The sequence below is a fragment of the Mycolicibacterium sp. TUM20985 genome, assembly GCF_030295745.1.
Lineage (GTDB): Bacteria > Actinomycetota > Actinomycetes > Mycobacteriales > Mycobacteriaceae > Mycobacterium.
Genome location: NZ_AP027291.1, coordinates 1,611,349 through 1,637,903 on the forward strand (window position 1 = coordinate 1,611,349; position 26,555 = coordinate 1,637,903).

Genomic DNA, 26,555 nt, shown 5'->3' on the forward strand with positions numbered 1-26,555 from the left:
GCTCAGAACTTCAAGTGTTGGCTGGTGTCGCCGATCTGATCGACGTACATGGTCCTGGTGTCGAACCACCACGAGCCGTCGATCCGCTGAAAGGTGTCGTGATAATGGCCCGTCACGATGACCTGCAGAGGCAGTTCGGGCGTGGCCTGGGTGACGCAGTAGTAGGCGCTCGAGCGCGCCGTGCCCGCGTCATCGTCGACGTGCACGTGCACGTTGGTGGTCAGATGCTTGGTCTTGGGGGTGCCGTCGTCGTAGATGCGCGTGGCCATCTCGTACAGCCGACGTACCCCGGTGGCGCCGGTGAACACCGTCTCCGGTGGGCCGTCCTCGACACCGCAGATGCGGCCGTGCTCGAAGAGCGCGGCAACCCCGTCGAGATCGCCTGCATCGAGTCGCTCTGCGTAGGTGTAGAGAAGGTTCTCGATCGTGCGTGCGCTGTCAGTCATCAGCGCCAGTTTGGTAGACATGACCGGATTTGTGTCTAGTTTCCGGGAAAGCTCTCTCGAGAGTGCAGTTAGTCTCAGCCGGTGACGTCACTGTGGTCTCCGACCCGACTCGGCAATCTGACCGGCAAGCGCATCATCGTGACGGGAGCCACCAACGGCGTAGGTCTGGCGACGGCAGGTACCCTCGCCCGCGCGGGTGCCCACGTGATCCTCGCGGTGCGCAACGTCGAATTGGGCGCCCAGCGCGCTGCCGAGATCGGTGGCGACACGTCGGTGGTGAAGCTCGACCTCGCCGATCAGGCGTCGGTGCGGGCCTTTCCCGATCTGTTCGACGGTGACGTCGACGTCCTGATCAACAACGCCGGGGTGGTCGTGCAGAGCCGGTCGGACACCGTTGATGGTTTCGAGATGACGCTGGGTACGAACTTCCTCGGCCCGTTCGCGTTGACCAATCTCCTGTTCGGCCGGGTGCGTTCGCACATCGTCAACGTTGCCTCCGACGCGCACAGGTCGGCCGTGATCGCGATGGACGATCCGCATCTGCGCACCCGCAAGTGGTCGGCGTTCCCCGCCTACGGACGCTCGAAGCTCGCGGTGATGCTGTGGGGTCTCGAGCTCGACCGTCGGCTGCGCGCCGCGGGGTCACCGGTCACCAGCCAACTGACCCATCCCGGCTGGGTGGCCTCCAACCTGTCGAACGTCTCCGACAAGCGGGTGATGTCGGCATTCCACGCGGTGGTGAAGTCGGCGGCAGGAGTGCTGGCCAATGACCTCGACGCGGGTGCCGCGCCGACTCTGTACTGCATCAGCGAACCGATTCCGCCGGGAAGCTACGTGGGCATCGACAGCAGATTCGGGCTCAAGGGCGGTCCGACGTTGAGTGGGCGTTCGGCGGGGGCCTGTGATTACGAGCTCGCCGCTCGATTGGTGACCTTTGCCGAGAAGGAAACGGGCACAACGATTCCCGTCTGATCAACCTCAGCCGCGGTCGAGGGCCCAGCGGATGCCACCGACCAGGGTCCGGCCGGCCACGCGCACGGCAGTGCCCTCCAGCGGCGGTAGGTAGGGCAGTCGCAGCGGCAGCCGCGCCCAGGCGGGCAGCATGGCCACCGAAGTGGCGGCGAGGACCGCATACGGCGGTTTGGCCAGCAGCGGTAACGGCGGGGTCAGCAGCAGGAACTTCGCGGCCTCCCGCGCCGCCGCGGTGCCGATCAGTTCGGGCCGATAGTCCGCCAGCCGCTGCTTCAACTCGCGCTCGGTGCGTGGCGGGTCGAGCACCCCGAGCGCGGCGGCGACCCGCGCGGTGTCGGCGACGTAGCCGTCACGGCCCTCCTGATCCAAGGGGTTGGCCCCGTAGAGCTGATGCGCCATGAGGAAACTGTCGATCTCCGCGATGTGCACCCATTCGAGGAGATGCGGGTCCGACGCGGCGTACGGACGCCCGTCTTCGGCCGTTCCCTGCACCCGCCGGTGGATTCCGCGGACCTTGTCGACGGCGCGCTGAGCGTCGTCTTCCGGGCCGAACGTGGTGACGGCGAGGAACGTGCTGGTGCGCTGCAGCCGACCCCATGGATCGCCCTTGTAGTCGGAGTGACCGGCGACCCCCGCCATCGCCAGGGGATGCAGTGACTGGAGAAGGAGTGCTCTCAGTCCGCCGACGAACATCGACGCGTCACCGTGAACCCGCCTGATCGGGCGGTCCTCGCCGAACCACCGCGGCCCGGGGGTGTCATGGATGCGGGCTCGATTGGCGGGGCCGTCGGGACCGGCGACCATGCCGAAGAGTCTCTGACCGAGGCCGTCGCGGACCGTCGTCAATCCAGGCAATGCCACGCCTTCGACAGTACGCCCGGCGTCCCGGGGTGGGATTTGGCGAAGGTGCGACGGAAGGGTGACGCCGTGGCGATGCCGTCCTCATCGACCGTCTAGCGGTACCTCGCGGCCAACTGCCGTCGATGCGAGGCGGGGGAGCCGTACAGCGAGCGGTTCAGGATGGCGCGTTTGAGGTACACGTGGAGCCCGCTCTCCCAGGTGTAACCGATGCCACCGTGCAGCTGCATGGCCTTCCCGACGACGTCGACCGCGGCGGCGCAGGTGTAGGACTTCGCCATGGCCGCGGTGGTCTTCGAGTCGCCCGTGGCCAATGCCTCGGCGGCGGCGGCGACCAACTCCCGGGCCACCGAGAGCTGCACCAGCATGTCCGCACACGCGTGCTTGACCGCCTGAAAGGACCCGATGGCCCGGTCGAACTGCTGACGGACCGACGCATACTCCACGGTCGCGGCGAGCATCGCCTCCGCCACGCCAAGGCTGTCGCAGGCGATGGCGACTGCCGCCCGATCCCGCAACGCACCGACATCCGTTGTCAACGAACAGGTCTCGTACACGTCGGCGGAGTCTGCCGTCACGGTGGCCAGCGCCCGCGTCTCGTCGAGCACCGGCTGCGGGGTGACGGACAGGCGCTCGGCGAGGACCACGACGGGGGTGCCGCCGACGTCGGCTTGTAGCAGCAGGACGTCCGCCCCCGACGCGTCGGGCACGAATTCGGCGCAGCCCGACACGGTGTCGCCGGACATGGTGAAGCCGGTCGCGAACGCGGCGGTCGCTCCGGCGCCGATGCGCTCGAGCAACTCGTCGCGAATGGGGTGGGCCGCGCAGGCCGTCAGTGCGCCGACGGCGAGAACCGTTCCGAGGCAGGGTGTCTGCGCTGCGGCGCGACCCATCTCCTCGAGCACGATGGCCGTCTCGACGAACGATGCTCCGGCGCCGCCGAGCGATTCGGGAATCTCCAACGCCAACAAGCCCGCATCGACGACCTGCCGCCACGCGGCGCCCCGTCCCACCACCTGCCGGGCGATGGTGCGCAGTTCGTCGTGGAACTCGCCGAGTTCGGAGGTCACGAGCTCACCGGTTCCCGAGGCAGGCCGAGCCCGCGTTCGCCGATGATGGTGCGTTGGATCTCGCTGGAGCCGCCGGGAATGGTCCACTCCCACGACCCGATGAAGTCGAGCGCCCACGCGCCGGATTCCCAGCCGCTCGACATCGGCTTGGTCAGCACGGTGTGGGCGGCCAGGCCCGAGACCTCGGTACCGAAGTCGGTGAACCGTTGCAGCAGTTCGCTGTAGAACAGCTTGACGATGGAGGGGTCCGCCGGTCCGGCGGCGCCGGTGTCGTGGCCTTCGACGACCTTGCGGCACAAGCCTCTAAGGCCGGCGATCTCGATGTCGAACTGCGCGAGCCGGTCGGCCACCACGTCGTCGTCGATCGGCCGTGTGCCGTCCGGGCGGGCGGTCCGGCACTCCTGCACCAAGCGTTGGAAACCCGCGTTGCCGAGTCGCTCAGCCAGCTCGAGCATCGTCATTCCGCGTTCGGCGCCCAGCGTGGCCTGCGCCACCTGCCAGCCTGCGTTCTCGGCACCGATCAGGTGCTCGGCGGGAATGAGGACGTCGTTGAGGAAGATCTCGCAGAAGTGGGACTCGCCGATCGCGTTGCGGATCGGGCGGACGTCGATACCCGGTGACTGCATGTCCATCAGGAAGTACGAGATACCCCTGCGCTTCGGGGCGTTCTGATCGGTGCGGGCCAGTAGCAGGCACCAGTCGGCATGCAATCCGCCACTGGCCCAGAGCTTTTGACCGTTGACGAGGTAGCCGTCGTCGGTGCGCCGGGCGGTGGTGCGCAGGGAGGCCAGATCCGAACCGGCTTCGGGTTCGGAAAACCCCTGCACCCAGATCTCGCCGTCGAGGATCGCCGGCAGGTGCCGTCGGCGCTGTGCGTCGGTGCCCGCGGCCAGCAGGGTCGACGCGGCGTGGTGGATGCCGACGAACGCCAGCACCAGGCGCGGCGCGTCGTGTGCCGCGAGTTCCTGGTACAGCACGATCTGCTCGGCAACCGGCATGCCGCCACCCCATTCGCGCGGCCAGTGCGGCACGGCGTAGCCAGCAGTGTGCAATTCGGCGAACCACGACTTCTGGAAGGTGACGAACTGGTCGTCGGCCACCCCGGTCTGGGCGCGGCGCCAGTCCGTCGGGACGTGCTCCCGGCACCAGGCCCGAACGTCCCTGCGGAAGTCGTCGAGGTCCGCGGTCACGACACGCTCTCGCGGTCGGCGCCGTACGGGCCGGTCAGACCTCGCGCACCCAGCCTCTCGGTGAGCAGCGCGCGGGTGGCGGACAGCCCCTGCGGCAGCCGACGCAGCGGCTGGCTGTACCGCGACAGCCACGACAGCGTCGTCTCGTCGCAGAAGCCGACGGCGCCGTGCAACTGATGGGTGATCCGGAAGACGATCTCGGCCGCCTCCAGGGCGGCCATCCGCAGCGCGAGCGCGTCGTTCAGTGCCTCGTCCCGGTCCTCGGCGACGCTCCAGATAGCGTACTTGGCGAGCATCTCCAATCCCGCCCGTTCGACCTCGCCGTCGGTCAGTTGGAATTGCACGCTCTGGAAGGCCGAGAGGGGCTGACCGAACTGTTGACGCATCCGGACGTGATGGATGGTCAATTCCAGTGCGCGGTCGAGCATTCCGAGAAGTGTCCAGCAGGGCAGCACCAGCGCCGCGGGGAGGTCGGCGAGTCCGTCGCCGTCGGTGACCGTGACGGCCAGCCGCGTCACGAAGGCGGCTTCCGGCTCGCCGATCGCAACGGCCGCCCCCCGGCGTCCGTCGAGCGTCACGGCGGCCCAGTTGGCGTCCAGACCCGCAACCGCGCCTGCCGGCCTGGTGTCGGCGACGACGATGAGTCCGTCGTCGTCCGCCGTTCTGCAGAGCCGCTCGGCGACGGGGTAGGGCAGCGCCCAGTAGCCGGCACTGCGGCACAGCGCGGCCGCCGCCTCGAGCTGTTCGGCGTCACCTCTCGGTTCGAGTTCCCACGCGCCGAGCTCGGCGAGGACGTGCTCGACGAGCGCGGCGCGCGCCGTCGGATCGGCTTCGGCCCGTTGCACCAGCTCGTCGCCGCCGGCGGATTGGAACGCCCGAAGGGCTTGGCGCCCATACTCCTTGGCCTCGTCACCCAGGTCGGTGATCATCGTGCCGCCAGCAGGGAGCGGGACAGCAGGATGCGTTGCATCTCGATGCTGCCCGAGGAGACGGTGGAGGCCTGCGAGTAGCGCCAGTGGTCTTCGACCTCGCGGCGGAACAACGCGGTGCCCGCCTCGGGCGCCTCGGCCGCGATCTCCATCAGAACCTCGGCGCTGTCCTGGTCCAGTTTCGTGACGGCGATCCGATATGCCGCGACATCGGTGGGCTGCACGCGCCCCTCACTCTGCAGCGATACCAGGCGATACGCCAGCAGTCGCGCGCGGCGGCAGTGGGTGAGCATCCGCGTCCACCGTCCGCGCAATTCGGCGGGCAGCTCGGTCCAGCGTTCGTCGAGTAGCTCCGGAGCCATCTGCAGCAGTCGTTCGCAGCGGGCGTAGCGGGCGATGCCGAGGCGCTCGAAGGACAGCACGTCGGCCACGATCGACCAGCCGCCGTCCAACGTGCCGAGGATGTCGGCCTCCGTCACCCGAAGGTCGTCAATGAACACCTCGTTGAGGTGGTGGGGGCCCATCATGCAGCCGATCGGCCGCACGGTGATGGCGGGGTCGTCCATCGGTACCAGGAAGATGGTGAGGCCAGCCTGCTTCTTCGTTGTCGCCTTGTCCCACTTCGTCGTTCGCGCGAGCAGGAAGCACCACTGCGCCATCGTTGCGTATGACGTCCAGATCTTCTGGCCGTTGATCCGCCAGCCGTCCCCGTCCGGGGTGGCCGCGGTGCGCAGCGACGCCAGATCCGAGCCGGCCTCCGGTTCGCTGAAGCCCTGACACCAGATGACGTCGCCGCGCGCGATGGGCGGCAGGTGTCTGCGCTGCTGTTCGGCGGTGCCGTGACGCATCAGCGTCGGCCCCACCCAGTTGACGCCCATGTACTGGGCGCCGCGCGGCTCGTGGTGGGCCCACATCTCCTCCCGCACCACGGTCTGTTCCCAGACCGATGATCCGCGTCCGCCGAACTCGGGTGGCCAGGACATGCACAGCAGGCCGCGGTCGGCGAGCAGGTGACAGAAGTCCTGGGCGACCTCCAGGTCGGCGGGATCGTCGGTGAATGCACCGAGGAAGTCCTCCGGCACATGAGCTTTCACCAGGTCGCGCAGTTGCCGGCGCAGGTTGTCGGCGTCACGACCCATATCGAAGTCCACCCGGCGATCTTAGGTCAATCCTTATAAGGATTGCTAGTATTCGTTCGTGCCACCCGGACGGACCCCCCAACGTCGCATCGCCGAGACCGTCGCGAGCGAACTGCGAGAGGCCATCCTGGCGGGACGCATGGCCGACCGGCTCCCCACCCAGGACCAGCTGGTGAGTGACTTCGGCGTGAGTCATCCGTCGGTGCGCGAAGCCCTTCGGATCCTCGAGACCGAGGGGTTGATCACCGTGCGGCGAGGCAGCGTCGGAGGCGCCGAGGTGCACCGGCCCGATCGATCGTCGGGCGCGTATCACCTGGGGCTGCTCCTGCAGGGCGCGGAGGTCACGCTCGGCGACCTGGCCCGAGGTCTGTTGCTGCTGGAACCGTTGTGCGCCGCCGAGGTGGCCCGGCGAGCGGACCGTGGGACCGCCGTCGTCCCGGCGCTGACCGCCAACGTCGAAGCGTCCGCGGAGGCAGTGTCCGACGGCGTCGCCTTCACCCGCATCGCCCGCGAGTTCCACGACCTGGTGGTCGGTTTCACCCCGAATGACACCATGCGTCACGTGGTGCGGAGCCTGGTGGCGTTGTGGTCGGCCCAGGAACGGCAGTGGGCGGTCACGCAGACCAGGCGTGGTGAATACCCGTCGCCGAGTGCCGCGCGGGGCGCGGTGCGTACCCACCGGCGGCTCGTCGACGAGATCGCCGCCGGCCGTGCCGACGAGGTGCAGTCGATCGCCCGCAGGCACTTGGCCGCGACGCAGGCCCTGGTGCTGGACAGGTTCACCGACGACGTCGTCAACGCGTCCTCGGCGCGTTCGGGCCGCGCGGCGTTCTAGGTCTTACGCAGCGTGTCCCAGTCGTGTTCGCCCTCCAGCTTGGCGATCGCCGTGGCCGTGCGCTCCTTCATCACCAGCGTGAAGGCGATGCCGAGCAGGACGGCGATGACCAGCGCGACCCAGGAGAACCGCGACAGCCACTTCTCGGCGGCCAGACCGAGGTAGTAGACGACGGCGGTCGTGCCGCCGGCCCAGAACAGGGCGCCAGTGGCGTTGGCGATCAAGAACTTTCGATACGGCATCTTCAATGCGCCGGCAAGCGGTCCGGCGAAGATCCGGAGGAGCGCGATGAACCGGCCGAAGAACACCGCCCAGACGCCCCACCGGGTGAACAATTGCTTGGCCAACGCGACGTGTCCGGGACCGAAGTGCTTGGGAAACCGTCGGCCCAGTCGTTCGAAGAGGCTCATGCCATAGCGATGGCCGATGGCGTACCCGATGGTGTCACCGACGATGGCGCCGATCGTGGCCGCGGCACCGACGCCGACGGGATTGATGTCGAGGGTGTGTCGCGAGGCGAGCAGCGCGGCACTGACGAGCGCGATCTCACCGGGCAGCGGGATGCCGAGGCTCTCTAGCCCGATGATCACACCGACTACCACGTACACCGCGAGCGGCGGGATGGTCTGCAACATCGCGTCGACGGTCACGCGCTAAGGATGCCCGATGGAGGCGGCGATGCGTACCTAGTCGCTGGCGGGCAGCGGCTTGGCTTCCTTGATCGCCAGCGGTGTCGTGCCAACGCTGAGCGTGCCCTTGCCCGCCTTGGTGACGAGCACCTCGGCGCCGCCGTCGTCGACGTAGCGCTTGCCCATGAGATTGCCGTCGGACAGCGTGGCGTCCAAGGTGATGTCGCCGTCGACTGCTGGATCCACTGAGCCGATGGGCACCATGGGTGCCCCGCCGGCGCGGAGGTCGTCGAGGCTCTCGGCGCTGCGCACCACGATGACCTGGGTGTCGCACACCTGGCTCTGCAGGCGGGTGCCGTTCTTGATCATGCTGACTCCTTGCTTGCGTTCAGCTCGTCGACGAGTTCGCGGCGCAATACCTTGCCCGTCGCATTGGTGGGGAGTTCGTCGCGGAACACTACGCGGTCGGGGGTGCGCGAGCCGCGAAGCTGGGCGCGGACATGGTTGCGCAGGTCGTCCGGGTCGGGCGCGGTGCCGTGCGTCGGAACGACGATTGCGACGATGATCTGTCCCCACTCCGGGTCGTCGGCACCCACCACCGCGCAATCGCGGACCGCAGGGTGCTCGATGAGGACGTCCTCGATCTCCGCGGGTGCGATGTTCTCGCCGCCTCGGATGATGGTGTCGTCCGAGCGGCCGCCGATGAACAGGTACCCCTCGTCGTCGAGCATGGCGACGTCCCTGGTGGGAAACCAGCCATCGGCGTCGAGCACGGAACCGATGTCGGTGTACCTGCCGGACACCTGCTCGCCCCGCACGTAGAGCTCACCCGTCTCGCCGGGACCCAGGACGGTGCCGTCGTCGGCGCGGATCTCGACCTCGATGCCCGGGACCGGCTGGCCTACCGATGCGAGTCGGCGTGCCAGCCCGTCGTCGGACGCACTCAGAGCAGCCCGATGGTCGTCGGGGGTCAACACCGCAATGGTGGAACTGGTCTCGGTGAGGCCGTACGCATTGACGAAACCGACGTCGGGCAACAGCGACAGCGCCTTGCGGACCAGGGGGAGCGCGACCTTGGACCCGCCATAGGCCAGCGTGCGTAGGGAGGGCAGCGCCGTCTTGGTGGAGTCGAGCACACCAACGATGCGATCCAGCATGGTCGGCACGACCGTGGCGGCGGTGACGTTCTCGGAACCGATCAGTCGCACCCATTCCCCTGCATCGAAATGGCTCAGGTACACCATCTTTCGGCCCGCGTACAGGTTGGATAGCGCGGCTCCGACTCCGGCGATGTGATACGGCGGCACGCACACCAGCGCGGCGTCCCCCGGATCGGCGGAGGCGAACTCGACCGTCCCGGTGACGTAACTGGTCAGGTTGTTGTGGGTGAGCTCGACGGCCTTGGGCTGCGACGTCGTGCCGGAGGTGAACAACACCACCGCCACCGAGTCGGGGTCGGCGAACTCGACCGTCGGCTCGGCGATGCGGGCGGCGTCGACGAATTCGGCCGAGCCCATCACCCGGTAGCCCTCGCCGATGGCGTCGCGGTAGTCGTCGTCGACGATGACCAGGACGTCGGGCAATCTGTCGAGCAGGGCCCGCAGCGCGTCGGCGGACAACCGGTAGTTCAGCGGTGTCATCGGCACCGCGGCGCGTGCCGAGGCGAACAGCAGCAGCGGCAACATCGATCCGCCGACCCCGACGTAGGCGACGTGCTGGGCGCCGGAGGCGGCGATCACCCCGGCTCCGCCATCGGCAAGGGTGCTCAGGTCCTCGGTGCTGAGTCGAACGTCGCCGGACACCACCGCCGTCCGCTCGGGGTCACTCGACGCTGCCATCTCGAGCAGCAGGGAGATGCTCATGGCTTGTCCACGAAGATGTCCCACATCGGGTCGTCGCCGCCCCCGTACCTGGAGAGGTCGGTGACGCCGGACTCGACGAGGACGTCGGCGTCGATGAAGCACTGACCGTTGACCTGCTCCGCGGGCGTGGTCAGGATGGCTGCCGCGGCGTCGGCCATGATCGCCGGACTGCGGGAGGCGGACACCAGGGCATCGCCGTCCGCGAGGTTCGTCACCGCCGACGTGGCGATGTAGGTCTGCGGCCACAGGCAGCTGAAGCCGATTCCGGTGTCGGCGTACTCAGCGGCCCAGCCCAGCGACAGGAGCGTCATGCCGTACTTCGACAACGTGTACACCGGGTGCGCGCCCAGCCAATGCTGGCTCAGGTTGAGTGGCGGCGCCAGGGTCATCACGTGGGCGTTCGGCGACTGGCGCAGGTGCGGCAGCGCGGCCTTGGTCAGCAGGAACGTGCCGCGCACGTTGATGTCCATCATCAGGTCGAACTTCTTGGCCGACAGCCGTTCGGTGGGATCCGTGGAGATGGCGCTGGCGTTGTTGACGACCATGTCGATGCCGCCAAAGCGTTCGACGGCCACCTCCACCGCGCGCTGCACGTCTTCTTCGTTGCGGACGTCGCCTACCACGGCGAGGCCCTTCCCGCCCGCGGCCTCCACCTCTGCGACGGCGGTATGCACGGTGCCGGGCAGCTTCGGGTGAGGCTGGCTGGTCTTGGCGAGCAGTACCGCGTTGGCACCGAGTCTGGCGGCGCCGATGGCGATGGCGAGACCGATGCCCCGGCTGCCGCCCGACACCAGCAGGGTGCGGTCAGCTAGTGGATGGTGCTGGCTCGACATCGTTCTCCTCGGATTGCGTGCCCTCGATGCTAGCCGAACGATAGGGGCATTCTCATTTTTGGCAAGTCCCATGCTCGTCTTATCCCGAAGAGGCTTGGCTACAGGTAGCGACTTGAATGCTCCCGTAGCGTCTGACGTGGCGCGGGACGTCTACCTCACGGGGCGTTTCCGCTCAGCGGTATTGGCATTCTCATTTTCAGCAAGTACGTTATCCCTCGATGAGCGACCACGTCATACCTCGGGTGGAGACGCCCTCCGGGCTCCCGTTGGAGCCCGTGTACGGACCGGGCGACCGCGCGGCCGACCCGCCGCCGCCCGGCGAGTACCCCTTCACGCGGGGCAACTTCGCATCCGGATACCGGGGCAAGACCTGGACCTTCCGTCAGTATTCGGGGTTCGGCACCGCCGAGGAGTCCAACGGCCGCTACCGATATCTGCTCGGTCAGGGTGGTACCGGCCTGTCGGTTGCCCTCGACCTGCCCACGCAGTGCGGTTACGACTCCGACGACGAGGAGTACGGCGAGGAGGTCGGTCGCGTCGGCGTCGCCGTCGACACGCTGGCCGATATGGAGGTGCTGTTCGACGGCATTCCGTTGGACGAGATCAGCACCAGCTTCACCATCAATGGCACCGCCGCGATCCTGCTGGCCCTCTACGTTGCGGCCGCCGAGAAGAAGGGGGTGCCGCGCGAGAAGCTCACCGGCACCATCCAGAACGACATCCTCAAGGAATACGCGTCGCGCGGCACCTGGATCTGGCCGCCGGAACCCTCCCTGCGTCTGATCGCCGACACCATCGAGTTCTGCGCGGCCGAGGTGCCCAGGTTCAACGCGATCTCCGTGGCGGGCGCCCACTTCCGCGACGCCGGCGCCAACGCCGTTCAGGAGATGGCGTTCACCCTGGCCGACGGCGTCACCTACTGCGACACCGTCGTCGAACGCGGTCGCATGACCATCGACAAGTTCGCGCCGCAGATCTCGTTCTTCTTCTACACCCACGGTGACTTCTTCGAGGAGATCGCCAAGTACCGGGCCGGCCGGCGCAGGTGGGCGACCATCGTGCGCGAGCGCTACGGCGCCACGACCGACAAGGCGTCGATGTTCCGGTTCGGCTGCGTCGCCGGCGGGGCGTCGCTGTACGCCCCACAGGCACAGAACAACCTCGTTCGCGTCGCCTACGAATCGTTGGCGGCGGTGCTCGGCGGGGTTCAGTCCATGTTCACCGCCGCGTGGGACGAGCCGTTCGCGCTGCCCAGCGAGGAGTCGGCCACGCTGGCGCTGCGCACCCAACAAATCCTCGCCTACGAGACCGGCGTGACGAAGGTCGCCGATCCCCTCGGCGGCTCCTACTTCGTCGAGGCGCTGACCGACGCGACCGAGGCCAAGATCATCGAGATCATGACCGACCTTGACGAGCACGGCGGCATGGTGCGCGCCATCGAGGATGGCTATCTGCAGGGCCTCATCGCCGACGAGGCCTTCAAGATTCACCACGAGGTGGAATCCGGCGAACGCCCCGTCGTTGGGGTTAACAAGTTCGTCACCGACGAACCTGCACCCGACATCGACACCTACGAGCTGAACGCCGAAGGCCGCGATCTGCAGCTGAAGCGGCTGGCAAAGGTCAAGGCGGAGCGCAGTGACGTGGCAGTCAGGGAGACATTGGCGGCTCTCTCCGCTGCGGCCGAAGGGACGGAAAACCTGATGCACCGATTGGTGGACTGCGCCAACGCCTACTGCACGGTTGGCGAGATGGTGTCCACGCTGAAGGCCGTGTGGGGCGAGTTCCAGCAGCCGGTGGTGTTCTGATGGGCACTCGTGTCCTGGTGGCGAAGCCAGGCCTAGACGGTCACGACCGGGGAGCCAAGATCGTCGCGCGGACGTTGCGCGACGCCGGCTTCGAGGTCATCTACACGGGGATCCGCCAGCGCATCGAGGACATCGTGTCGATTGCGCTGCAGGAAGACGTTGCGCTGGTGGGGCTCTCGATCTTGTCGGGCGCTCACGTGGGTCTGACCACCCGGGTGGTCGATGCACTGCGTGCCGCGGACGCCGGTGACATCGCGGTGGTGGTCGGAGGGACGATTCCGCAGGCCGACGTCCAGAAGTTGTTGGATGCCGGTGCTGCCGCGGTCTTTCCGACGGGGACGTCGCTGGAGACCCTCGTCCGCGACGTGCGGGCCCTGACGAAGGATGCTGGCGAATGACCGGCGCCGCCGTGCCGTCCTCTTCCGTAAAGATCGAGGGAGTGATCCGATGAGACTTGGCGTGATGATCGGTGCCGAGCGTGGCGACTCCGCGCGCAAAGTGGCGAAGCTCGTCTCCGACATCGAGTGGGCCGAGGCCGCGGGGATGGACACCGCATGGATGCCGCAGGTACCCAACGACTTCGACGCGCTCACGATGGTGGCGTTGATGGCCGCGCACACCACGCGCATCGAACTGGGCACCGCGGTGGTGCCGCTGCAGGCGCAGCACCCGATCGCCCTGGCCCGCCAGGCGCTGTCGGTGCACGCCGTCGCAGCCGTTCGGCTGGCGCTCGGCGTCGGGCCGTCGCACCACTGGATCGTGCGCGACATGCTGGGTCTGCCATACGAGAAGCCCGCCGCCTACACGCGGGATTATCTCGAGGTGTTGCACGCGGCGTTCCAGAATCCCGGGCCGGTCGACGTCGAGAACGATACGTTCACCGTGCACAATCCCCTTGATCTGCCACCGGTTTCACCGCTGCCGGTGCTCGTCGCGGCGCTCGGTCCGGTGATGCTGAAGATCGCCGGCGAGCACGCGGACGGCACCGTGTTGTGGATGGCCGACGAACGCGCCATCGGCGACCACATCGCCCCACGGATCACCAAGGCGGCAGCCGACGCGGGCAGACCCGCGCCGAGGATCGTCGCCGGCATCCCAGTCTGCCTGTGCGCCAACTCCGAGATCGACGCCGCGAAGGACCGGGCCAACCGAATCCTGTCCGAAGCCGAGACGTCGCCGAACTATCAGAAGCTGCTGGACCGGGGCGACGCCCGCAACGTCGGCGATCTGTGTGCCGCGGGCGACGAGAACGCGATCCTGGCGCGATTCAAGCAGTTCGCCGATGCCGGGGTCACCGATCTGTCGGTGCGGCTGTTGCCCATCGGCGATACCCGCGACGAGCTGGTGGCGTCGAAGTACCGCACCAGGGAAGTGATCGGCGAGCTCGCCAAGGCCGTGCGATGAGTGGTCCGCTGGCCGGCATCCGCATCCTCGAGGTCGGCCACATGCTCGCAGGCCCGTACGCCACGATGATGCTGGCCGACCTCGGCGCCGAGGTCACCAAGATCGAGCCGCCGGGTGGGGACATCTCGCGTCAGGTGAGCGACAGCTACTTCGCCAGTTTGAACCGGAACAAGAAGAGCATCTGCCTCGAGCTGGCCACCGACGCCGGGCAACGGAGGCTGGGTGAACTGGTGGCGGAATCCCATGCGCTGCTGGTGAATCTGAAGCCATCGGGTATCCACAAGCTCGGTCTGACGTACGAGGCGCTTCGGCGGCACAACGACAGGATCGTATGCGTCGCCTTGACCGGTTACGGGCTCGAGGCGGGCGATGACCCGGCGTTCGACTACGTGATCCAGGCCGCCACGGGAATCGCCTCGTTGACCGGCGATCCCGACGGTCCGCCCACCCTGCCGGGATATTCGTCGGCCGACAACTCCACCGGGCTGACCGCGGCGCTCGGTCTGCTCGCGCAGATCGTGTCCGGCCGAGGAGGTCAGGTCGACGTATCGCTGCGCGAGGTGATGCTGTCGCAGTTGAACTATCGGGCGTCGGCGTATCTGAACGACGGCATCGAACCGCGTCGGCATCCGAACGGCGCCCACTCGTACTACGTTCCGGCGCAGTTGTTTCCGACCCTCGGCGGCTACCTGGCCCTGTTCATCACCCACGACGCCTTCTGGCGGCTGTTCTCCGCCGAGGCCGGTATCACCGGCTTCGCGACGATGGCCGAACGTGCCGCGAACCGCAACGAGGTACTCGCGGCGGTGTCTGCTGCACTGGCCAAGGACACGGCATTGGGCTGGGAGGAGCGGCTGCGTCCGCTGGGCATCCCAGCCGCGGCGGTGCGCACGCTGCCCGAGGCGTTGGCCGTGACTCCCGAGGTGATCGTGACGGCGGGGGACCACCGACTGGTGCGTAGCCCCATTCACATCGCGGGCCATGATCCCGTGTACCGGGCCGCACCGCGACTGGGTCAGTCCTCGTAGTCGACGATGACGTTCGCCCCGTCGGGCACGGCCTGGCATGTGAGGACATAGCCGTCGGCGACCTCGTCGTCGTCGAGTGCATCGTTGACGCGCATGGTCGCCGAGCCCTCGGTGAGCTTGGCCATGCAGGTGCCGCAGTTGCCCGCCTCGCACGAGAACGGTGGCGTCAGACCGGCCCGCCGGGCGGTCTCGAGGAGCGTCTCACCCGGCCTCGCGGCGACGGTCGTCGTCGTACGGTCGAGCAGGATGGTCACCTCGCCGCCGGCCTGGTGGGTCGGCACGGGGTCTGCGGTCATCGAAGCACTCCTGGCATCATCATTCTGTCTATGGGAGAATACTATTCTCCATAATCGACAGGATATTCTCAAGCTCGGGGTGGCGGAGGGAGGTGGGTCAGTGATCGAAGGATCGCACATCGATGCACCCGTCCTCGCCTTCGGTGAGCGGGAGTATTCCCGCACCGAGATCGACGCGTTGGTCAGCGGCATGGCCACCGTGCTCGAACACCGCGGGGTGCGCGCCGGGGACCGCGTCGCCCTCATGTCCTCCAACCGGCCCGAGTTCGTCGTCGCCATGAAGGCCATCTGGGCATTGAATGCCGCGGTCGTACTGGTGAGTTCGTCGTGGAAGCGGGCCGAGGTCGAGCACGCGCTTGCCCTGACCCGACCAGCGCACGCAGTTGGCGACAACGCGGTGCTCGCCGGTCTGATGCCCATGTTGCACCTCGACGAGCCCGTCACGCCTGGTCGTCGGGAGTTCACGGCCACCGGTCCCGAAGCCGATGCGTTGTTCGTCTTCAGTTCGGGGACCACCGGTATGCCCAAGGCCGTCCGGCATACGCACGGCGCGTTCGTGGCGGCAGTCGCGCACTGGCGTAACGCGCTAGGTCTGACCTCGACCGACCGCATGCAGATCATGACCCCGCCCTCGCACATTCTCGGTTTGCTCAACATCGTCACCGCCATGGACGCCGGCGCATGGATCCGGCTGCATCCCCGGTTCGACGTCGAGAAGATGCTGCAGCACATCGAATCCGACCGCATCACGGTCGAGATGGCCGTGGCACCGATCGCCCTCGCGCTGGCTGCCCACCCCGAGTTGGAGTCCTACGATCTGTCGTCGCTGCGCTACGTGATGTGGTGCGCCACGCCCGTCACGAAGAGCGTCGCCGACGAAGTGACCCGACGCAGCGGTGTGTCGTGGGTGACCGCCTACGGCGCCAGTGAGTTGCCGGTGATCGCGTGCAACTCGCTGGACGGCGGACACTTGGACACCGTCGGCCGTGCGGTTCCGGGTGTCGAGATACGCGTGGTTTCGCTGGTCACCGGCGAACCGGTCTTTCCAGGTGAGGTCGGCGAGATTCAGGTCAGGTCGCCATCGGCCATGGCGGGGTATCTCCCCGACGAGGCCACGGCGACGGCCTTCGACGACGGTTGGTATCGCAGCGGCGACGTCGGCTACCTCGACCCCGAGGGGTGGTTGCGCGTCACCGACCGCGCCAAGGAGATGATCAAGGTGCGTGGGTTCCAGGTGGCACCCGCCGAGATCGAAGCGGTTCTGCACGGTCATCCCTCGGTCGCGGACTGCGCGGTGTTCGGGGTGCCCGATGACGCAGGCGGCGAAGCGGTCGTCGCGGCGGTCTCGCGCTGCGGGGGAGTCGAGGCCGACGAACTGATCCGGCTGGTCGGCGACAGCCTGGCGTCCTACAAGCGGCCGAGCCAGGTGCTCTTCGTGCCCGAAATCCCGCGTCTCCCTTCAGGGAAGGTGTTGCGCCGAGTGCTCAAGGAGCGACTGTGGACGTCCGTCTGACCTCCGAACAACGACAACTGCGGGACGCGGCGGCCGAACTCGCCAAGGACCTCGGACCGGGATCGGTCGCCGATCTCGAGGACGGCGGTCGCATCGCGAGGCTCGAGAAGACGATCCAGTCGACCGGGTGGCGGTCGCTGCGCTCCGACGAGGCGTCGGGCGTGGAGGTCGCCCTCGTGGCGGAGGAGTTCGCCAGGGGGCTCGTCGACGTCCCCTTCCTCGGGCCCGTCCTCAACGACGATCTCGCGCGTCGACTCGGGCGCGATTTAGCGGCACCCGCGTCGGAGCCGGAGTCGATCGATCTGACCAAGAGCCTTGCGGGAGCAGTCGAGTCGCCCGCCGAGCTCGACGAACTGTCCGAGGAGGACGCCGGCCGCTGGTATGCGCTCGCGCTGACCGCGACCACCGCCGACCTCGTCGGTGCGGCCCGCGGCACCCTTGCGCTGGCCAGTGACTACGCCAAGGTGCGTGAGCAGTATGGCGCGACGATCGGCTCCTACCAGGCGGTCGGACACCTGTTGGCCGAAAGCCTCGCCTTGATCGAAGGATGTGTCAGCGTGCTGCGCCACGCCGCGTGGGGCGTCGACGAACTGCCCGTGGTCGAGGCCATCGAAGCGGGCAAGGTGGCCAAGATCTACTGCGCGCGATCGGCTCTCACCGTCTGTGAGACGTCGATTCAGGTTCACGGCGGCATCGGCAACACCTGGGAGTGTCTCGCCCACGTGTACTTGCGCCGAGTACTTGCCGCCACGGAGTCGTGGCCGGTGTCGCTGAAGGAGTTGACCATTGGACTTTCGTGATTCACCCGAAGAAGCTGCCTTCCGGGACAGGTTGCGGGGCTGGCTGACCGAACAGAAGGGCAAGTTCCCCACCTCGGGAGACGAGTACTGGGCCAAGGCGGGGGAGTGGCATCAGGCGCTCTACGCCGCGGGCTTCTTCGGCACGTCGTGGCCTTTGGCGTATGGCGGACAGGATCTTCCGCCCGTCTACGACGTCATCGTCGATGAGGAGATCGCCAAGGCGGGCGCCCCGGCGCGACCGAGTCTTGGCTATCTCGTCGTCGGCCTCAGCCATCACGGTGACGAGGCACTCGCGCAACGGTTCTTGCCGGGCATGATCAACGGCACCGAACGCTGGTGCCAGGGTTTCAGCGAGCCGGGCGCCGGTTCGGACCTGGCGTCCTTGGCGACGACGGCGGTCAAGGACGGGGACGAGTACGTCATCCATGGACACAAGATCTGGACCAGCTACTCCGACGTCGCCGACTGGTGTCTGGTGTTGGCCCGCACCGACAGGGACGTGCCCAAGCACAAGGGCATCTCGGCGTTCATCGTCCCGATGCATCAGTCCGGCATCGAGCAGCGTCCGCTGAAGATGATCAGCGGGGTGACCAAGGAGTTCGGCCAGGTCGAGTTCGACGGAGCCCGGGTGTCGGCCGACAACATGGTCGGCGCACCCGGCGACGGGTGGAAGCTCGCGATGACCGTGGTCAGCCACGAACGCGAGCCGTCGACGCTGGGGTTCTCGGCGAGGTACGGAAAACTGGTGCGCCAGTTGTCTACTCGCATCGATGGAGCCGCCCCCGACGAGCTGTCGTGGGCCTGGGTGCAGACCGAGATGCTACGGCTGCACGTGCGACGGCGGTTGTCCGAGCAACTGGACGGCATTACGCACGGGCCCCAGGGGTCATTGGACAAGCTGCTGATGACGTGGGTCGAGCAGTCCGTCGGGCACGCCGCGATCGCCACCGTTGGCACCGGCGACGCCGAGTTGTTCGGCGCCTACATGTACAGCCGCGCCCAGAGCGTCATGGGTGGCACCTCGCAGATTCAGAAGAACATCATCGCGCAACGCATTCTCGGATTGGGAGCCTGAATAGATGTATGACCTACCAGACGAAATCGACGTCGCCGCCGATGGCGGCCTGCGCATCATCACGCTGAACCGGCCCGACGAGCTCAATGCGGTCAACGACGCGTTGCACGTCGGGCTGGCCAAGATCTGGGCGGCGCTCGACGAGGACGCCGATGCACGCGCGGCGGTGATCACGGGTGCGGGACGGGCGTTCTCGGCGGGTGGTGACTTCAACTACCTCGACGAGTTGCGCCACGATGAAGCGTTGCGCCAGAAGACGATCAAGCACGGCCGGGAGCTGGTCATCGGCATGGTGCGATGCCGCATACCCGTGATCGCCGCGGTCAACGGTCCGGCGGTCGGGTTGGGCTGCAGCCTGGCTGCGCTGTCCGACATCGTCTACATCGCCGAGACGGCGTTCTTCGCCGACCCGCACGTGCAGATCGGTCTGGTGGCCGCCGACGGTGGGCCGCTGGTGTGGCCGTCGCAGATCAGCCTCTTGCAGGCCAAGGAATTCGCCTTGACGGGCGTGCGGATCAAGGCGCAGCGGGCCGTCGAGCTCGGCTTGGCCAATCACGTGGTGGCCGATCCGCTGGCCGAGGCGATCGCGTGTGCCAAGAAGATCATGGGGCTGCCTCAGCAGGCGGTCGAAGCCACCAAGCGCCTGATGAACATTCAGCTCGAGAAGTCGGTCATGGCCTCACTGGACTACGCCAACCTCGCGGAGTACGTCTCCTTCGGGACTGCGGACTTCAACACGATCGTGGACGGGCTGATCAACAAGAAGTAACTCCCTCTTTGCCCCCCCTTGCCGCGAGCGTGCGTGTCTGAGGCCAACACGCCGCTGAAAAATCGGAGTTTGCGCACACCCGCGGCAGGGACGGTGTTCGGCTAGCGCCGCGAAGGGTTGGCGCGAGCGTGCGCAAAGTCCCGAAACTTCTCGGCGTGTCGCCCGCAGACGCGCACGCTCGCGCGAGAGGGCGCGCGAGAGGGCGCGCGAGAGGGGGCGGGGGCGGGGGCGGGGCTACTTGGGTGGGAACCGCAACGCGCCGTCGAGGCGGATGATCTCGCCGTTGAGGTAGTCGTTCTCGATGATGCTCTGTGCGAGCTGCGCGTACTCGGTCGACCTGCCCATGCGCTTGGGAAACGGCACCTGGGGGCCCCAGTACTGCTCGAGCTGGTCGCCCGCCTTGCCGTACGCCGGGGTGTTGATGGTGCCCGGGGCGATGGTGACGACGCGGATTCCCAGCGGCGACAGATCGCGCGCGGCCACGAGCGTCATGCCGAGCACCCCGCCCTTGGCAGCCGAGTAGGGCAGCTGGCCGATCTGACCCTCGTAGCCCGCGATCGACGCGGTGTTGACGATGACCCCGCGACCGCCCTCCTCCAGGGGCTCGGTCTTGGCGATCGCCGCCGCCGCCAGCCGCATCACGTTGAACACGGCGGTCAGATAGAACTCGATGGTCGTCTTGAAACCTTCGAGGTCCAGCGGGGAACCGTCCTTGCCGACCAGCCGGCCGCCGCTGGCCGGACCGCCGTGCGTGTCCACCGAGATTCGCAGCGGCCCAAGCGATTCTGCCTCGGTTATGGCCGCGAGGACGGACTCCTCGGAGGTGGCGTCGGTCTGGACGTAGCGCACGCCCAGTTCGCTCTCGAGCGCCTTGCCCTTGTCGTCGGCCATGTCGGCGACGACGACCTTCGCGCCAGCGCCATGCAAACGGCGTACCGTCGCCTCGCCCAAGCCGCCGGCGCCTCCGACGACGATGGCGGAGTTGCCTTCGATCAACATGTGGTCCCCTTCTTGCAACTGTGACTCTTCAGAGGAGAGAATAACATTCTCATGCCAGGCCCGAGAAAGTTGCCAATGGACCGCGAACACGGCACTGGAGCAGTGCCGTCATCAACGCTTCACGCCCCGTAGGCTCGGTCCATCTGATGACCATCGAAGAACTCGTCGCCGCGGCGCGCAGCGGGTCCACCCGCGCGGCCGGTCGGCTGCTGAGCCTGGTCGAGAGCAGCAGGCGCGACGAGGTACTGGCCGTGGTCGGCAACGGGGCGGTGCGCGTCATCGGCATCACCGGACCGCCTGGAGCGGGTAAGTCGACGACGATCGCGGTACTCGTGGGCGCGTATCGCCGGCGGGGCAACCGGGTGGCCGTACTCGCGGTGGACCCGTCGTCGCCGTACAGCGGGGGCGCCCTTCTCGGCGACCGCATACGGATGTCCGCCCACATCAACGACTCCGACGTCCTGATCCGATCCGTGGCGACACGCGGCCATCTCGGCGGACTTGCCGAAGGTGTGCCCGCGGCGATCCAGGTGCTCGCCGCACTCGGCTATGACGTGATCCTCATCGAGACCGTTGGGGTCGGCCAGTCCGAGATCGAGATCGCCGCGGTGGCGGATCCGGCCGTGGTGGTCTTGAATCCCGGCGCGGGCGACGCGATTCAGGCCGCGAAGGCGGGTCTGCTGGAGGTCGCCGACATCGTCGTCGTCAACAAGGCCGACCGCGACGGTGCCGACCAGACGGTGCGCGACCTCCACGCCGAGACCAGTGCACCCGTCCTGAAGATCATTGCGGCGCAGGACCTGGGCATCGCGGAACTCGTCGAGGCAATTGACGCTCACTTGCGTGCCGACAGCCCCGAACGCCGTGCCGCCCGAGCCCGCGCGCAGGTGTTGTCGCTGGCCCAGAGCGCGCTGCGCGCACACCCGGGGCTGGACGACCTGGCCGCCGGGGTCGCCGAGGGCCGGCTCGACGTCTACCGCGCCGCGAGGTCGCTACTGGGCTCCGACGAAGCGGCGCCCGCTCGACGAGAATGAGCTTTCCGTTTTATAGAAAGCATGTTGTACGATTTCGCCAACGTATTCTTTAGAGTGTCAGGAGGCGTCGTGCAGAAGGCGATCGACCCCAGCATTTCCACGTGGCCGGACGCCGATCCGCAACTGATCGGCAGTGGTTGCGGGGCCTGCGGAGCGACGGTGTTTCCGCGCCAGTCGCACTGTCCGAAGTGCAGTAAGGCCGACATGAGCGACGTCCTACTGCCGCGCCGTGGCACGGTGATCGCTTGGACGACGCAGGGTTTCCCCCCGGGCGCGCCCTACATCGGTCCGACCGGAAAGGACTTCGTCCCGTTCGGAGTCGGGCTGGTGCAACTCGGTGACGTGGTGCGGGTCGAGGGACGCCTCACCGAGAACGACCCCGCGAAGCTGTCCTATGGCATGGACGTCGAACTCACCATGATTCCGTTCGCCACCGACGCCGAGGGCAACGAGATCGTCACCTTCGCCTTCCAACCGGTCTAGAGAGGTCGACCATGACGAATGACGTAGCGATCATCGGCGTCGGCATCCATCCCTTCGGCCGCTTCGAGAAGTCAGCGGTCGAGATGGGCGCCGAGGCCATTCAATCGGCACTCCTAGACGCCGGAATCGAGTGGGGTGACGTGCAATTCGGGTTCGGTGGCAGCTACGAGGTGTCCAACCCCGACTCGGTGACCAGACTCGTCGGGCTGACCGGCATCACGTTCACCAACGTCTTCAACGCCTGCGCCACGTCGGCGAGTGCCATCCAGCAGACCGCCGACACCATTCGCCTCGGCAAGTACGACATCGGCATCGCGATCGGGTTGGACAAGCACCCCCGCGGCGCGTTCACCGACGATCCGGCCAAACTCGCCCTGCCGCAGTGGTACGCCGAGAACGGGCAGTTCGTCACCACCAAGTTCTTCGGCATGAAGGCCAACCGCTACCTGCACGACCATGGCATCTCCGAGGAGACGCTCGCCAAGGTGGCGGCCAAGAACTTCCGCAATGGTGCGCTGAACCCGAACGCGTTCCGGCGCAAGCCGATCTCGGAAGCCGACATCATGGCGTCGCCGGTGCTCAACTACCCGCTGCGGCAGTTCATGTTCTGCGCCCCCGACGAGGGTGCGGCCGCGGTGATCATGTGCCGCGGTGACATCGCCCGCCGTTACACCGACAAACCAGTGTTCGTGCGCGCCACAGAGATTCGCACTCGCCGTTTCGGCGCCTACGAAGTGCACGCGACGTCGTCGCCGCTCGAGGAGGACTTCTCGCCCACGGTGTACGCCGCGCGGGCCGCCTATGAGGTCGCCGGCATCGGACCCGAGGACGTCGACGTGGCGCAGCTGCAGGACACCGACGCCGGCGCCGAGGTCATCCACATGGCGGAGACGGGGCTGTGCGCCGATGGTGATCAGGAGAAGCTGATCGCCGACGGCGCCACCGAGATCGGCGGATCGCTACCGGTCAACACCGACGGGGGTCTAATCGCCAACGGCGAGCCGATCGGGGCGTCGGGCCTGCGTCAGATGCACGAGCTGGTGCGCCAGTTGCGCGGCGAGGCCGGTGAACGTCAGATCCCCGGTGCGCCGCGGGTCGGGTTGGCTCAGGTCTACGGCGCGCCCGGCACGGCGTCGGCGACCATTCTGTCGCTGTAGTCCGGCGCACTCGACCCGCGTCGGTAACGCCATTCTCACGAGAATAGAGTCCCAACACATGGCCGACTACCGCTACATCACGTACGAGACCCTCGACGAGGGAACCATCGCGCGGATCATGCTCAACCGCCCGGACCAGCGCAACGCCCAGCAGCGCGGTCTCCTCGTCGAGCTCGGCGAGGCATTCCTCCGAGCGGAGGCCGACGACCAGGTTCGGGTAGTCATCCTCGGCGGCAATGGGCCGATGTTCTCGTCCGGCCACGACCTTGGCTCCAAGGTCATGATGAGCGAGTACCAGCCGGGTCCCGATCAGCATCCCAGCTTCAGCGAGAACGGCGCGACCCGCGAGGGCGCCGAGAAGTTGATGCTTCAGGAGTGGCACCACTTCTTCCAGAACACGCTGCGTTGGCGGAATCTGCGCAAGATCACCGTCGCGCAGGTCCACGGTGACGTCTACGCCGCGGCCCTCATGTTGATGTGGGCGTGTGACTTGATCGTCGCCGCCGACGACACCCGCTTCGCCGACGTCGTCGGCACCAGGCTGGGCATGTGCGGCGTCGAATACTTTGCGCACCCTTGGGAATTCGGCGTCCGCAAGACCAAGGAGCTGATGCTCACCGGTGACACCCTCTCGGTCGACGAGGCGTATCAACTCGGCATGGTGTCCAAGGTCTTCCCCGCCGCGGAATTGGCCGACAAGACCCTCGAGTTCGCCCGCCGCATCGCGAAGGTGCCGACGATGGCCGCGCTGCTGATCAAGGAATCGGTCAACCAGACCCAGGACAATCAGGGCTTCTACAACTCCCTGAACGCCTGCTTCACCATGCACCAACTCAATCACAGCCACTGGTCGCAGGTGCACGGCGGCGGGTTCCCCGTCGCCAACGAGTCCGATGGCGTACCCAACTGGAGGGACGCGCCGCCGGTGGTGCCCTCGGTCAAGGACAGGGTCCGCGCCGACTAGTCCGCGCAACGACCGTAGTGTCGGCGGGCGCAGCCGAGGGGTCAGGCAGGGTCAGGTGGTCAGGGCCCGTCCGACGCGGTAGCCGAAGACCATTGCAGGGCCAAGAGTTCCACCGGCTCCGCCGTACGCCTTGCCCGTCACGCCGGCCATCGCATTCCCCGCCGCGTAGAGCCCGTGAATGGGATGACCGTCGACATGCATCACGCGGCCGTCGGCGTCGGTTCGCGGGCCACCCTTGGTTCCCATGGCGCCGACCGTGACCGGTACGGCAAAGTACGGCGCGGTGTCGATCGGTCCGAGCGTCTGCAGGGCAGGCGACGCGGCGGTGTTGTCACCCCAGTAGCCGTCGTAAGCGCTTGCGCCGCGCCCGAACTCGGGGTCGGACTCATCCTCCACGCAGCGGTTCCAGGCGTCGATCGTCCGTGTCAGCCCCTGCGGGTCGATACCGGTCTTCTGCCCGAGCTCGACGAGATCGCTCGACTTGCAGTACCAGTCGGGCACCTCACCGTCGGGTTCGACGCCGAGGAAACCGTACTTCTTCAGATGCAGTGCGTCGAAGACGATCCACGCGGGATCGTTGAGGTAGCCGAATCGCGGATCGAGGTGGTGGAACGGCCCGGCCATCGAGTTGTACTCACCGGCTTCGTTGAGGAACCGGCGCCCCGCCCGGTTGACGATGATGCTGCGGGGACGCGTTCGCTCCAGGCGCACGCTGCGGCTGCGCTTATGACCGTCGATGGTGTCGCCGGGGATCTGGACGATCGGCACCCACCACGCCTCGGTCATGTTGGCCAGATCGGCGCCGTGGGCCATCGCCATGCGCAATCCGTCGCCGGTGTTGTTTGGCGGCGACACCGGGCCGTGCATCGGGCCCCGCAGGTGGGCCTCGACGAGCGCCGGGTCCCATTCGAAACCACCGGTGCCGAGCACGACGCCACGGCGAGCTCGAACCCGAATGGTCATGCCGTCCAGGCTGATTCGCACCCCGTCGATCCGTTCGCCGGAGAATCTCCCCGAGTCGCTTCGCTCCTGCCCGCCGGACCCGATCAGCTCCACCGCCCTCGCGCCCGTGACCGGCTCCACGCCGAGATCCAGTAGCCCCTTCAGAAGGCCGGCGACTAGCGCGGTACCCGCCACGCAGAGGTTGCCTGCGACATCATCGACTGAGGCGTGAATCCTGGCGCGGGTCTCGGCATCGATGCCGACGTTGCTCCAGTCCGCGGGAAACGACGTGATGCGGTCACTCCAACCGCCGAGCCTGTCGAGGTCGAATGGCTTGGCGTTCAGGGATCTGCCGCCGGATGGACGCCCGCCCGGGAGCTCCGGCTTGTAATCGGGGAAGCCCGAGGCGATCTCGAACTCCAGTTCGCTGTGCTCCTCCACGAAGTCGAGCATCTCGGGCCCTGTCCTGACGAGCGTCTCGACCAGGTCCGTGTTCATGGCGCCGAGTGACTGCGCTTCGAGATACCGCATGGCGTCATCGACGGTGAGCTCACCGTCGGGGGAGCGGCGGTGCGCCGGAATCCACACGATGCCACCCGATACGGCGGTGGTCCCGCCCACGGTGTCGGCCTTCTCGTAGATCGCCACCGACGCGCCGCCGACGGCTGCGGTCAGGGCCGCCGTCAGTCCGGCTCCACCGGTACCCAGCACCACGACGTCGACTTCGAGGTTCCAATCGGCATTCACGGAAGTTCTCCCATTCATTCTCAGCCGAGGATCCGCGACAGTTTCTCGGCGGCTTCGATCACGGCGTCACGGCCGGTGAGCAAGGCATCCTCGCGATGCGAGATGAGGTTGATGCAGGTCGGCGGCGACGGGGGTCGACGTTTGACCGGGACGGCGAGGCCGTAGGTGTCGGGTTCGACTTCACCGTGCGTCATCACCCATCCCTGCTTGCGGGTGAGCGGCACCAGATCACGCTCGCCCGGCCGCGGCTGCATGCTGGCGAGGAGGGCGATGCCCGCGGCACCGCGGTCCAGCGGATGGCGGCTGCCTTCGTGGAAGGACAACTGGTAGAAGACGAGCGTGGGGACGATGACGGCGACCGCCACCTGCTGGTCACCCTCGGCGACCAGTAGCGACACCGTCGTTCCGAGGTCGTCGGCGAGAGTGCGCAGGGTCGGCACACTGAGCTGGCGCAGGTTGTTGTCGAACGACGCGCCGAGGACGGCCAACATCGCCGCCGGCCGATAACGCCCGTCCTCACCCTTCACCAGGTAGCGGCTCTGCGCGAGCGTGGACAGCAGCCGGTAGGCGATCGTGCGATGGACGCCGATGTGGTCGGCGACCTGTTGCGCGGTCATTCCCGAAGGCGAACTCGCCACGGCCTGTAGCGCGGTCAGGCCCCTGGCCAGGGTCTGAGACCCCGCCGCAAGTCGATCGACGACCACGTCTTGGTCCTTGACAGACGTCATCGCGAGAGTGATGCTCTATGAATAGTGCACAGCATCGTGCGATAT

Annotated in this window: 28 protein-coding genes; 14 read left to right on the top strand and 14 right to left on the bottom strand. The window is 67.3% G+C overall.

The window, feature by feature from the left end; translation table 11 throughout:
- Positions 1-2: 2 nt before the first annotated feature.
- Positions 3-446, bottom strand: coding sequence for a nuclear transport factor 2 family protein (locus QUE68_RS07950; protein WP_284225439.1), 444 nt, complete (start codon positions 444-446; stop codon positions 3-5).
- A gap of 81 nt (positions 447-527) precedes the next feature.
- On the opposite strand from QUE68_RS07950, the gene QUE68_RS07955 reads away from it, so the two are divergent.
- Positions 528-1,418 (top strand): SDR family NAD(P)-dependent oxidoreductase, encoded by an 891-nt coding sequence (locus QUE68_RS07955; RefSeq protein WP_284225440.1) that lies wholly within the window; start codon positions 528-530, stop codon positions 1,416-1,418.
- Between the two features lie 6 nt (positions 1,419-1,424).
- Here the strand turns inward: QUE68_RS07955 and QUE68_RS07960 are convergent, their stop codons facing one another.
- From QUE68_RS07960 to QUE68_RS07980, 5 genes are all read right to left on the bottom strand, one after another.
- On the bottom strand, positions 1,425-2,222 hold the full coding sequence (locus tag QUE68_RS07960) for an oxygenase MpaB family protein (protein ID WP_284230762.1): 798 nt from the start codon (positions 2,220-2,222) through the stop codon (positions 1,425-1,427).
- 149 nt (positions 2,223-2,371) lie between these two features.
- Positions 2,372-3,346 (bottom strand): acyl-CoA dehydrogenase family protein, encoded by a 975-nt coding sequence (locus tag QUE68_RS07965; RefSeq protein ID WP_286275395.1) that lies wholly within the window; start codon positions 3,344-3,346, stop codon positions 2,372-2,374.
- On the bottom strand, positions 3,343-4,536 hold the full coding sequence (locus tag QUE68_RS07970; RefSeq protein WP_286275396.1) for an acyl-CoA dehydrogenase family protein: 1,194 nt from the start codon (positions 4,534-4,536) through the stop codon (positions 3,343-3,345). Before QUE68_RS07970 ends, QUE68_RS07965 begins: the two co-directional genes overlap by 4 nt.
- Positions 4,533-5,465: an acyl-CoA dehydrogenase family protein gene (locus QUE68_RS07975; protein ID WP_286275397.1), complete on the bottom strand. Its 933-nt coding sequence runs from the start codon at positions 5,463-5,465 to the stop codon at positions 4,533-4,535. The genes QUE68_RS07970 and QUE68_RS07975 overlap by 4 nt, the downstream gene beginning before the upstream one ends.
- Complete coding sequence (locus QUE68_RS07980; RefSeq protein ID WP_286275398.1) at positions 5,462-6,616, bottom strand: acyl-CoA dehydrogenase family protein; 1,155 nt, start codon at positions 6,614-6,616, stop codon at positions 5,462-5,464. The genes QUE68_RS07975 and QUE68_RS07980 overlap by 4 nt, the downstream gene beginning before the upstream one ends.
- Before the next feature lie 46 nt (positions 6,617-6,662).
- On the opposite strand from QUE68_RS07980, the gene QUE68_RS07985 reads away from it, so the two are divergent.
- Positions 6,663-7,439 (top strand): FadR/GntR family transcriptional regulator, encoded by a 777-nt coding sequence (locus QUE68_RS07985; protein WP_284225447.1) that lies wholly within the window; start codon positions 6,663-6,665, stop codon positions 7,437-7,439.
- Here QUE68_RS07985 and QUE68_RS07990 read toward each other — a convergent pair.
- Genes QUE68_RS07990 through QUE68_RS08005 form a run of 4 tightly spaced genes read right to left on the bottom strand, consistent with a single transcriptional unit; the run spans position 7,436 to position 10,763 of the window.
- On the bottom strand, positions 7,436-8,074 hold the full coding sequence (locus QUE68_RS07990) for a DedA family protein (RefSeq protein WP_455013417.1): 639 nt from the start codon (positions 8,072-8,074) through the stop codon (positions 7,436-7,438). The two genes, QUE68_RS07985 and QUE68_RS07990, sit on opposite strands and share 4 nt — an antisense overlap.
- A 51-nt stretch (positions 8,075-8,125) precedes the next feature.
- Positions 8,126-8,437, bottom strand: a complete 312-nt coding sequence (locus tag QUE68_RS07995) for a hypothetical protein (RefSeq protein ID WP_284225449.1) — start codon at positions 8,435-8,437, stop codon at positions 8,126-8,128.
- On the bottom strand, positions 8,434-9,930 hold the full coding sequence (locus QUE68_RS08000; protein WP_284225451.1) for a class I adenylate-forming enzyme family protein: 1,497 nt from the start codon (positions 9,928-9,930) through the stop codon (positions 8,434-8,436). Before QUE68_RS08000 ends, QUE68_RS07995 begins: the two co-directional genes overlap by 4 nt.
- Complete coding sequence (locus QUE68_RS08005) at positions 9,927-10,763, bottom strand: SDR family oxidoreductase (RefSeq protein ID WP_286275400.1); 837 nt, start codon at positions 10,761-10,763, stop codon at positions 9,927-9,929. The genes QUE68_RS08000 and QUE68_RS08005 overlap by 4 nt, the downstream gene beginning before the upstream one ends.
- 218 nt (positions 10,764-10,981) lie before the next feature.
- Here QUE68_RS08005 and QUE68_RS08010 point away from each other — a divergent pair, with 218 nt between their 5' ends.
- From QUE68_RS08010 to QUE68_RS08025, 4 genes are read left to right on the top strand one after another with little or no spacing between them, the layout of a single operon-like run.
- Positions 10,982-12,571 (top strand): methylmalonyl-CoA mutase family protein, encoded by a 1,590-nt coding sequence (locus QUE68_RS08010; protein ID WP_286275401.1) that lies wholly within the window; start codon positions 10,982-10,984, stop codon positions 12,569-12,571.
- Positions 12,571-12,969, top strand: coding sequence for a cobalamin B12-binding domain-containing protein (locus QUE68_RS08015; RefSeq protein ID WP_284225456.1), 399 nt, complete (start codon positions 12,571-12,573; stop codon positions 12,967-12,969). Before QUE68_RS08010 ends, QUE68_RS08015 begins: the two co-directional genes overlap by 1 nt.
- Before the next feature lie 49 nt (positions 12,970-13,018).
- A complete protein-coding gene (locus QUE68_RS08020) occupies positions 13,019-13,975 on the top strand; it encodes an LLM class F420-dependent oxidoreductase (protein WP_284225457.1) in 957 nt (318 codons plus the stop codon).
- A complete protein-coding gene (locus QUE68_RS08025) occupies positions 13,972-15,003 on the top strand; it encodes a CaiB/BaiF CoA transferase family protein (protein ID WP_284225458.1) in 1,032 nt (343 codons plus the stop codon). The genes QUE68_RS08020 and QUE68_RS08025 overlap by 4 nt, the downstream gene beginning before the upstream one ends.
- Here QUE68_RS08025 and QUE68_RS08030 read toward each other — a convergent pair.
- The gene (locus QUE68_RS08030; RefSeq protein WP_284225459.1) at positions 14,991-15,299 is read right to left on the bottom strand and encodes a 2Fe-2S iron-sulfur cluster-binding protein; all 309 of its coding nucleotides are present in this window, start codon (positions 15,297-15,299) and stop codon (positions 14,991-14,993) included. The genes QUE68_RS08025 and QUE68_RS08030 overlap by 13 nt on opposite strands.
- Positions 15,300-15,399: 100 nt before the next feature.
- Between QUE68_RS08030 and QUE68_RS08035 the strand changes: the two genes are divergently transcribed.
- The 4 genes from QUE68_RS08035 to QUE68_RS08050 are packed head-to-tail and all read left to right on the top strand — an operon-like array spanning position 15,400 to position 19,456.
- Complete coding sequence (locus tag QUE68_RS08035) at positions 15,400-16,812, top strand: class I adenylate-forming enzyme family protein (RefSeq protein WP_284225460.1); 1,413 nt, start codon at positions 15,400-15,402, stop codon at positions 16,810-16,812.
- On the top strand, positions 16,797-17,612 hold the full coding sequence (locus tag QUE68_RS08040) for an acyl-CoA dehydrogenase family protein (RefSeq protein WP_284225461.1): 816 nt from the start codon (positions 16,797-16,799) through the stop codon (positions 17,610-17,612). The genes QUE68_RS08035 and QUE68_RS08040 overlap by 16 nt, the downstream gene beginning before the upstream one ends.
- On the top strand, positions 17,599-18,687 hold the full coding sequence (locus tag QUE68_RS08045; protein ID WP_284225462.1) for an acyl-CoA dehydrogenase family protein: 1,089 nt from the start codon (positions 17,599-17,601) through the stop codon (positions 18,685-18,687). Before QUE68_RS08040 ends, QUE68_RS08045 begins: the two co-directional genes overlap by 14 nt.
- Positions 18,688-18,691: 4 nt before the next feature.
- Positions 18,692-19,456: an enoyl-CoA hydratase/isomerase family protein gene (locus QUE68_RS08050; RefSeq protein ID WP_284225464.1), complete on the top strand. Its 765-nt coding sequence runs from the start codon at positions 18,692-18,694 to the stop codon at positions 19,454-19,456.
- A 234-nt stretch (positions 19,457-19,690) separates the two neighbouring features.
- Here the strand turns inward: QUE68_RS08050 and QUE68_RS08055 are convergent, their stop codons facing one another.
- Positions 19,691-20,455 carry an SDR family NAD(P)-dependent oxidoreductase gene (locus tag QUE68_RS08055; protein WP_284225465.1) on the bottom strand — a complete coding sequence of 255 codons (765 nt, stop codon included), beginning with the start codon at positions 20,453-20,455 and terminating at the stop codon, positions 19,691-19,693.
- Between the two features lie 146 nt (positions 20,456-20,601).
- Between QUE68_RS08055 and meaB the strand changes: the two genes are divergently transcribed.
- The 4 genes from meaB to QUE68_RS08075 all read left to right on the top strand — a co-directional run bounded on the left by meaB (position 20,602) and on the right by QUE68_RS08075 (position 24,093).
- Positions 20,602-21,489, top strand: coding sequence for a methylmalonyl Co-A mutase-associated GTPase MeaB (gene meaB, locus QUE68_RS08060; RefSeq protein ID WP_284225466.1), 888 nt, complete (start codon positions 20,602-20,604; stop codon positions 21,487-21,489).
- Between the two features lie 69 nt (positions 21,490-21,558).
- On the top strand, positions 21,559-21,972 hold the full coding sequence (locus QUE68_RS08065) for a Zn-ribbon domain-containing OB-fold protein (protein WP_284225467.1): 414 nt from the start codon (positions 21,559-21,561) through the stop codon (positions 21,970-21,972).
- Between the two features lie 11 nt (positions 21,973-21,983).
- Positions 21,984-23,129, top strand: coding sequence for a thiolase family protein (locus tag QUE68_RS08070; RefSeq protein WP_286275402.1), 1,146 nt, complete (start codon positions 21,984-21,986; stop codon positions 23,127-23,129).
- Positions 23,130-23,187: 58 nt separating this feature from the next.
- The gene (locus tag QUE68_RS08075) at positions 23,188-24,093 is read left to right on the top strand and encodes an enoyl-CoA hydratase (RefSeq protein WP_286275403.1); all 906 of its coding nucleotides are present in this window, start codon (positions 23,188-23,190) and stop codon (positions 24,091-24,093) included.
- 51 nt (positions 24,094-24,144) lie between these two features.
- Here QUE68_RS08075 and QUE68_RS08080 read toward each other — a convergent pair whose 3' ends face one another.
- Positions 24,145-25,782, bottom strand: coding sequence for an FAD-dependent oxidoreductase (locus QUE68_RS08080; protein WP_286275404.1), 1,638 nt, complete (start codon positions 25,780-25,782; stop codon positions 24,145-24,147).
- 20 nt (positions 25,783-25,802) lie between these two features.
- Positions 25,803-26,510: an IclR family transcriptional regulator gene (locus tag QUE68_RS08085; RefSeq protein ID WP_284225471.1), complete on the bottom strand. Its 708-nt coding sequence runs from the start codon at positions 26,508-26,510 to the stop codon at positions 25,803-25,805.
- Positions 26,511-26,555 lie beyond the last annotated feature (45 nt).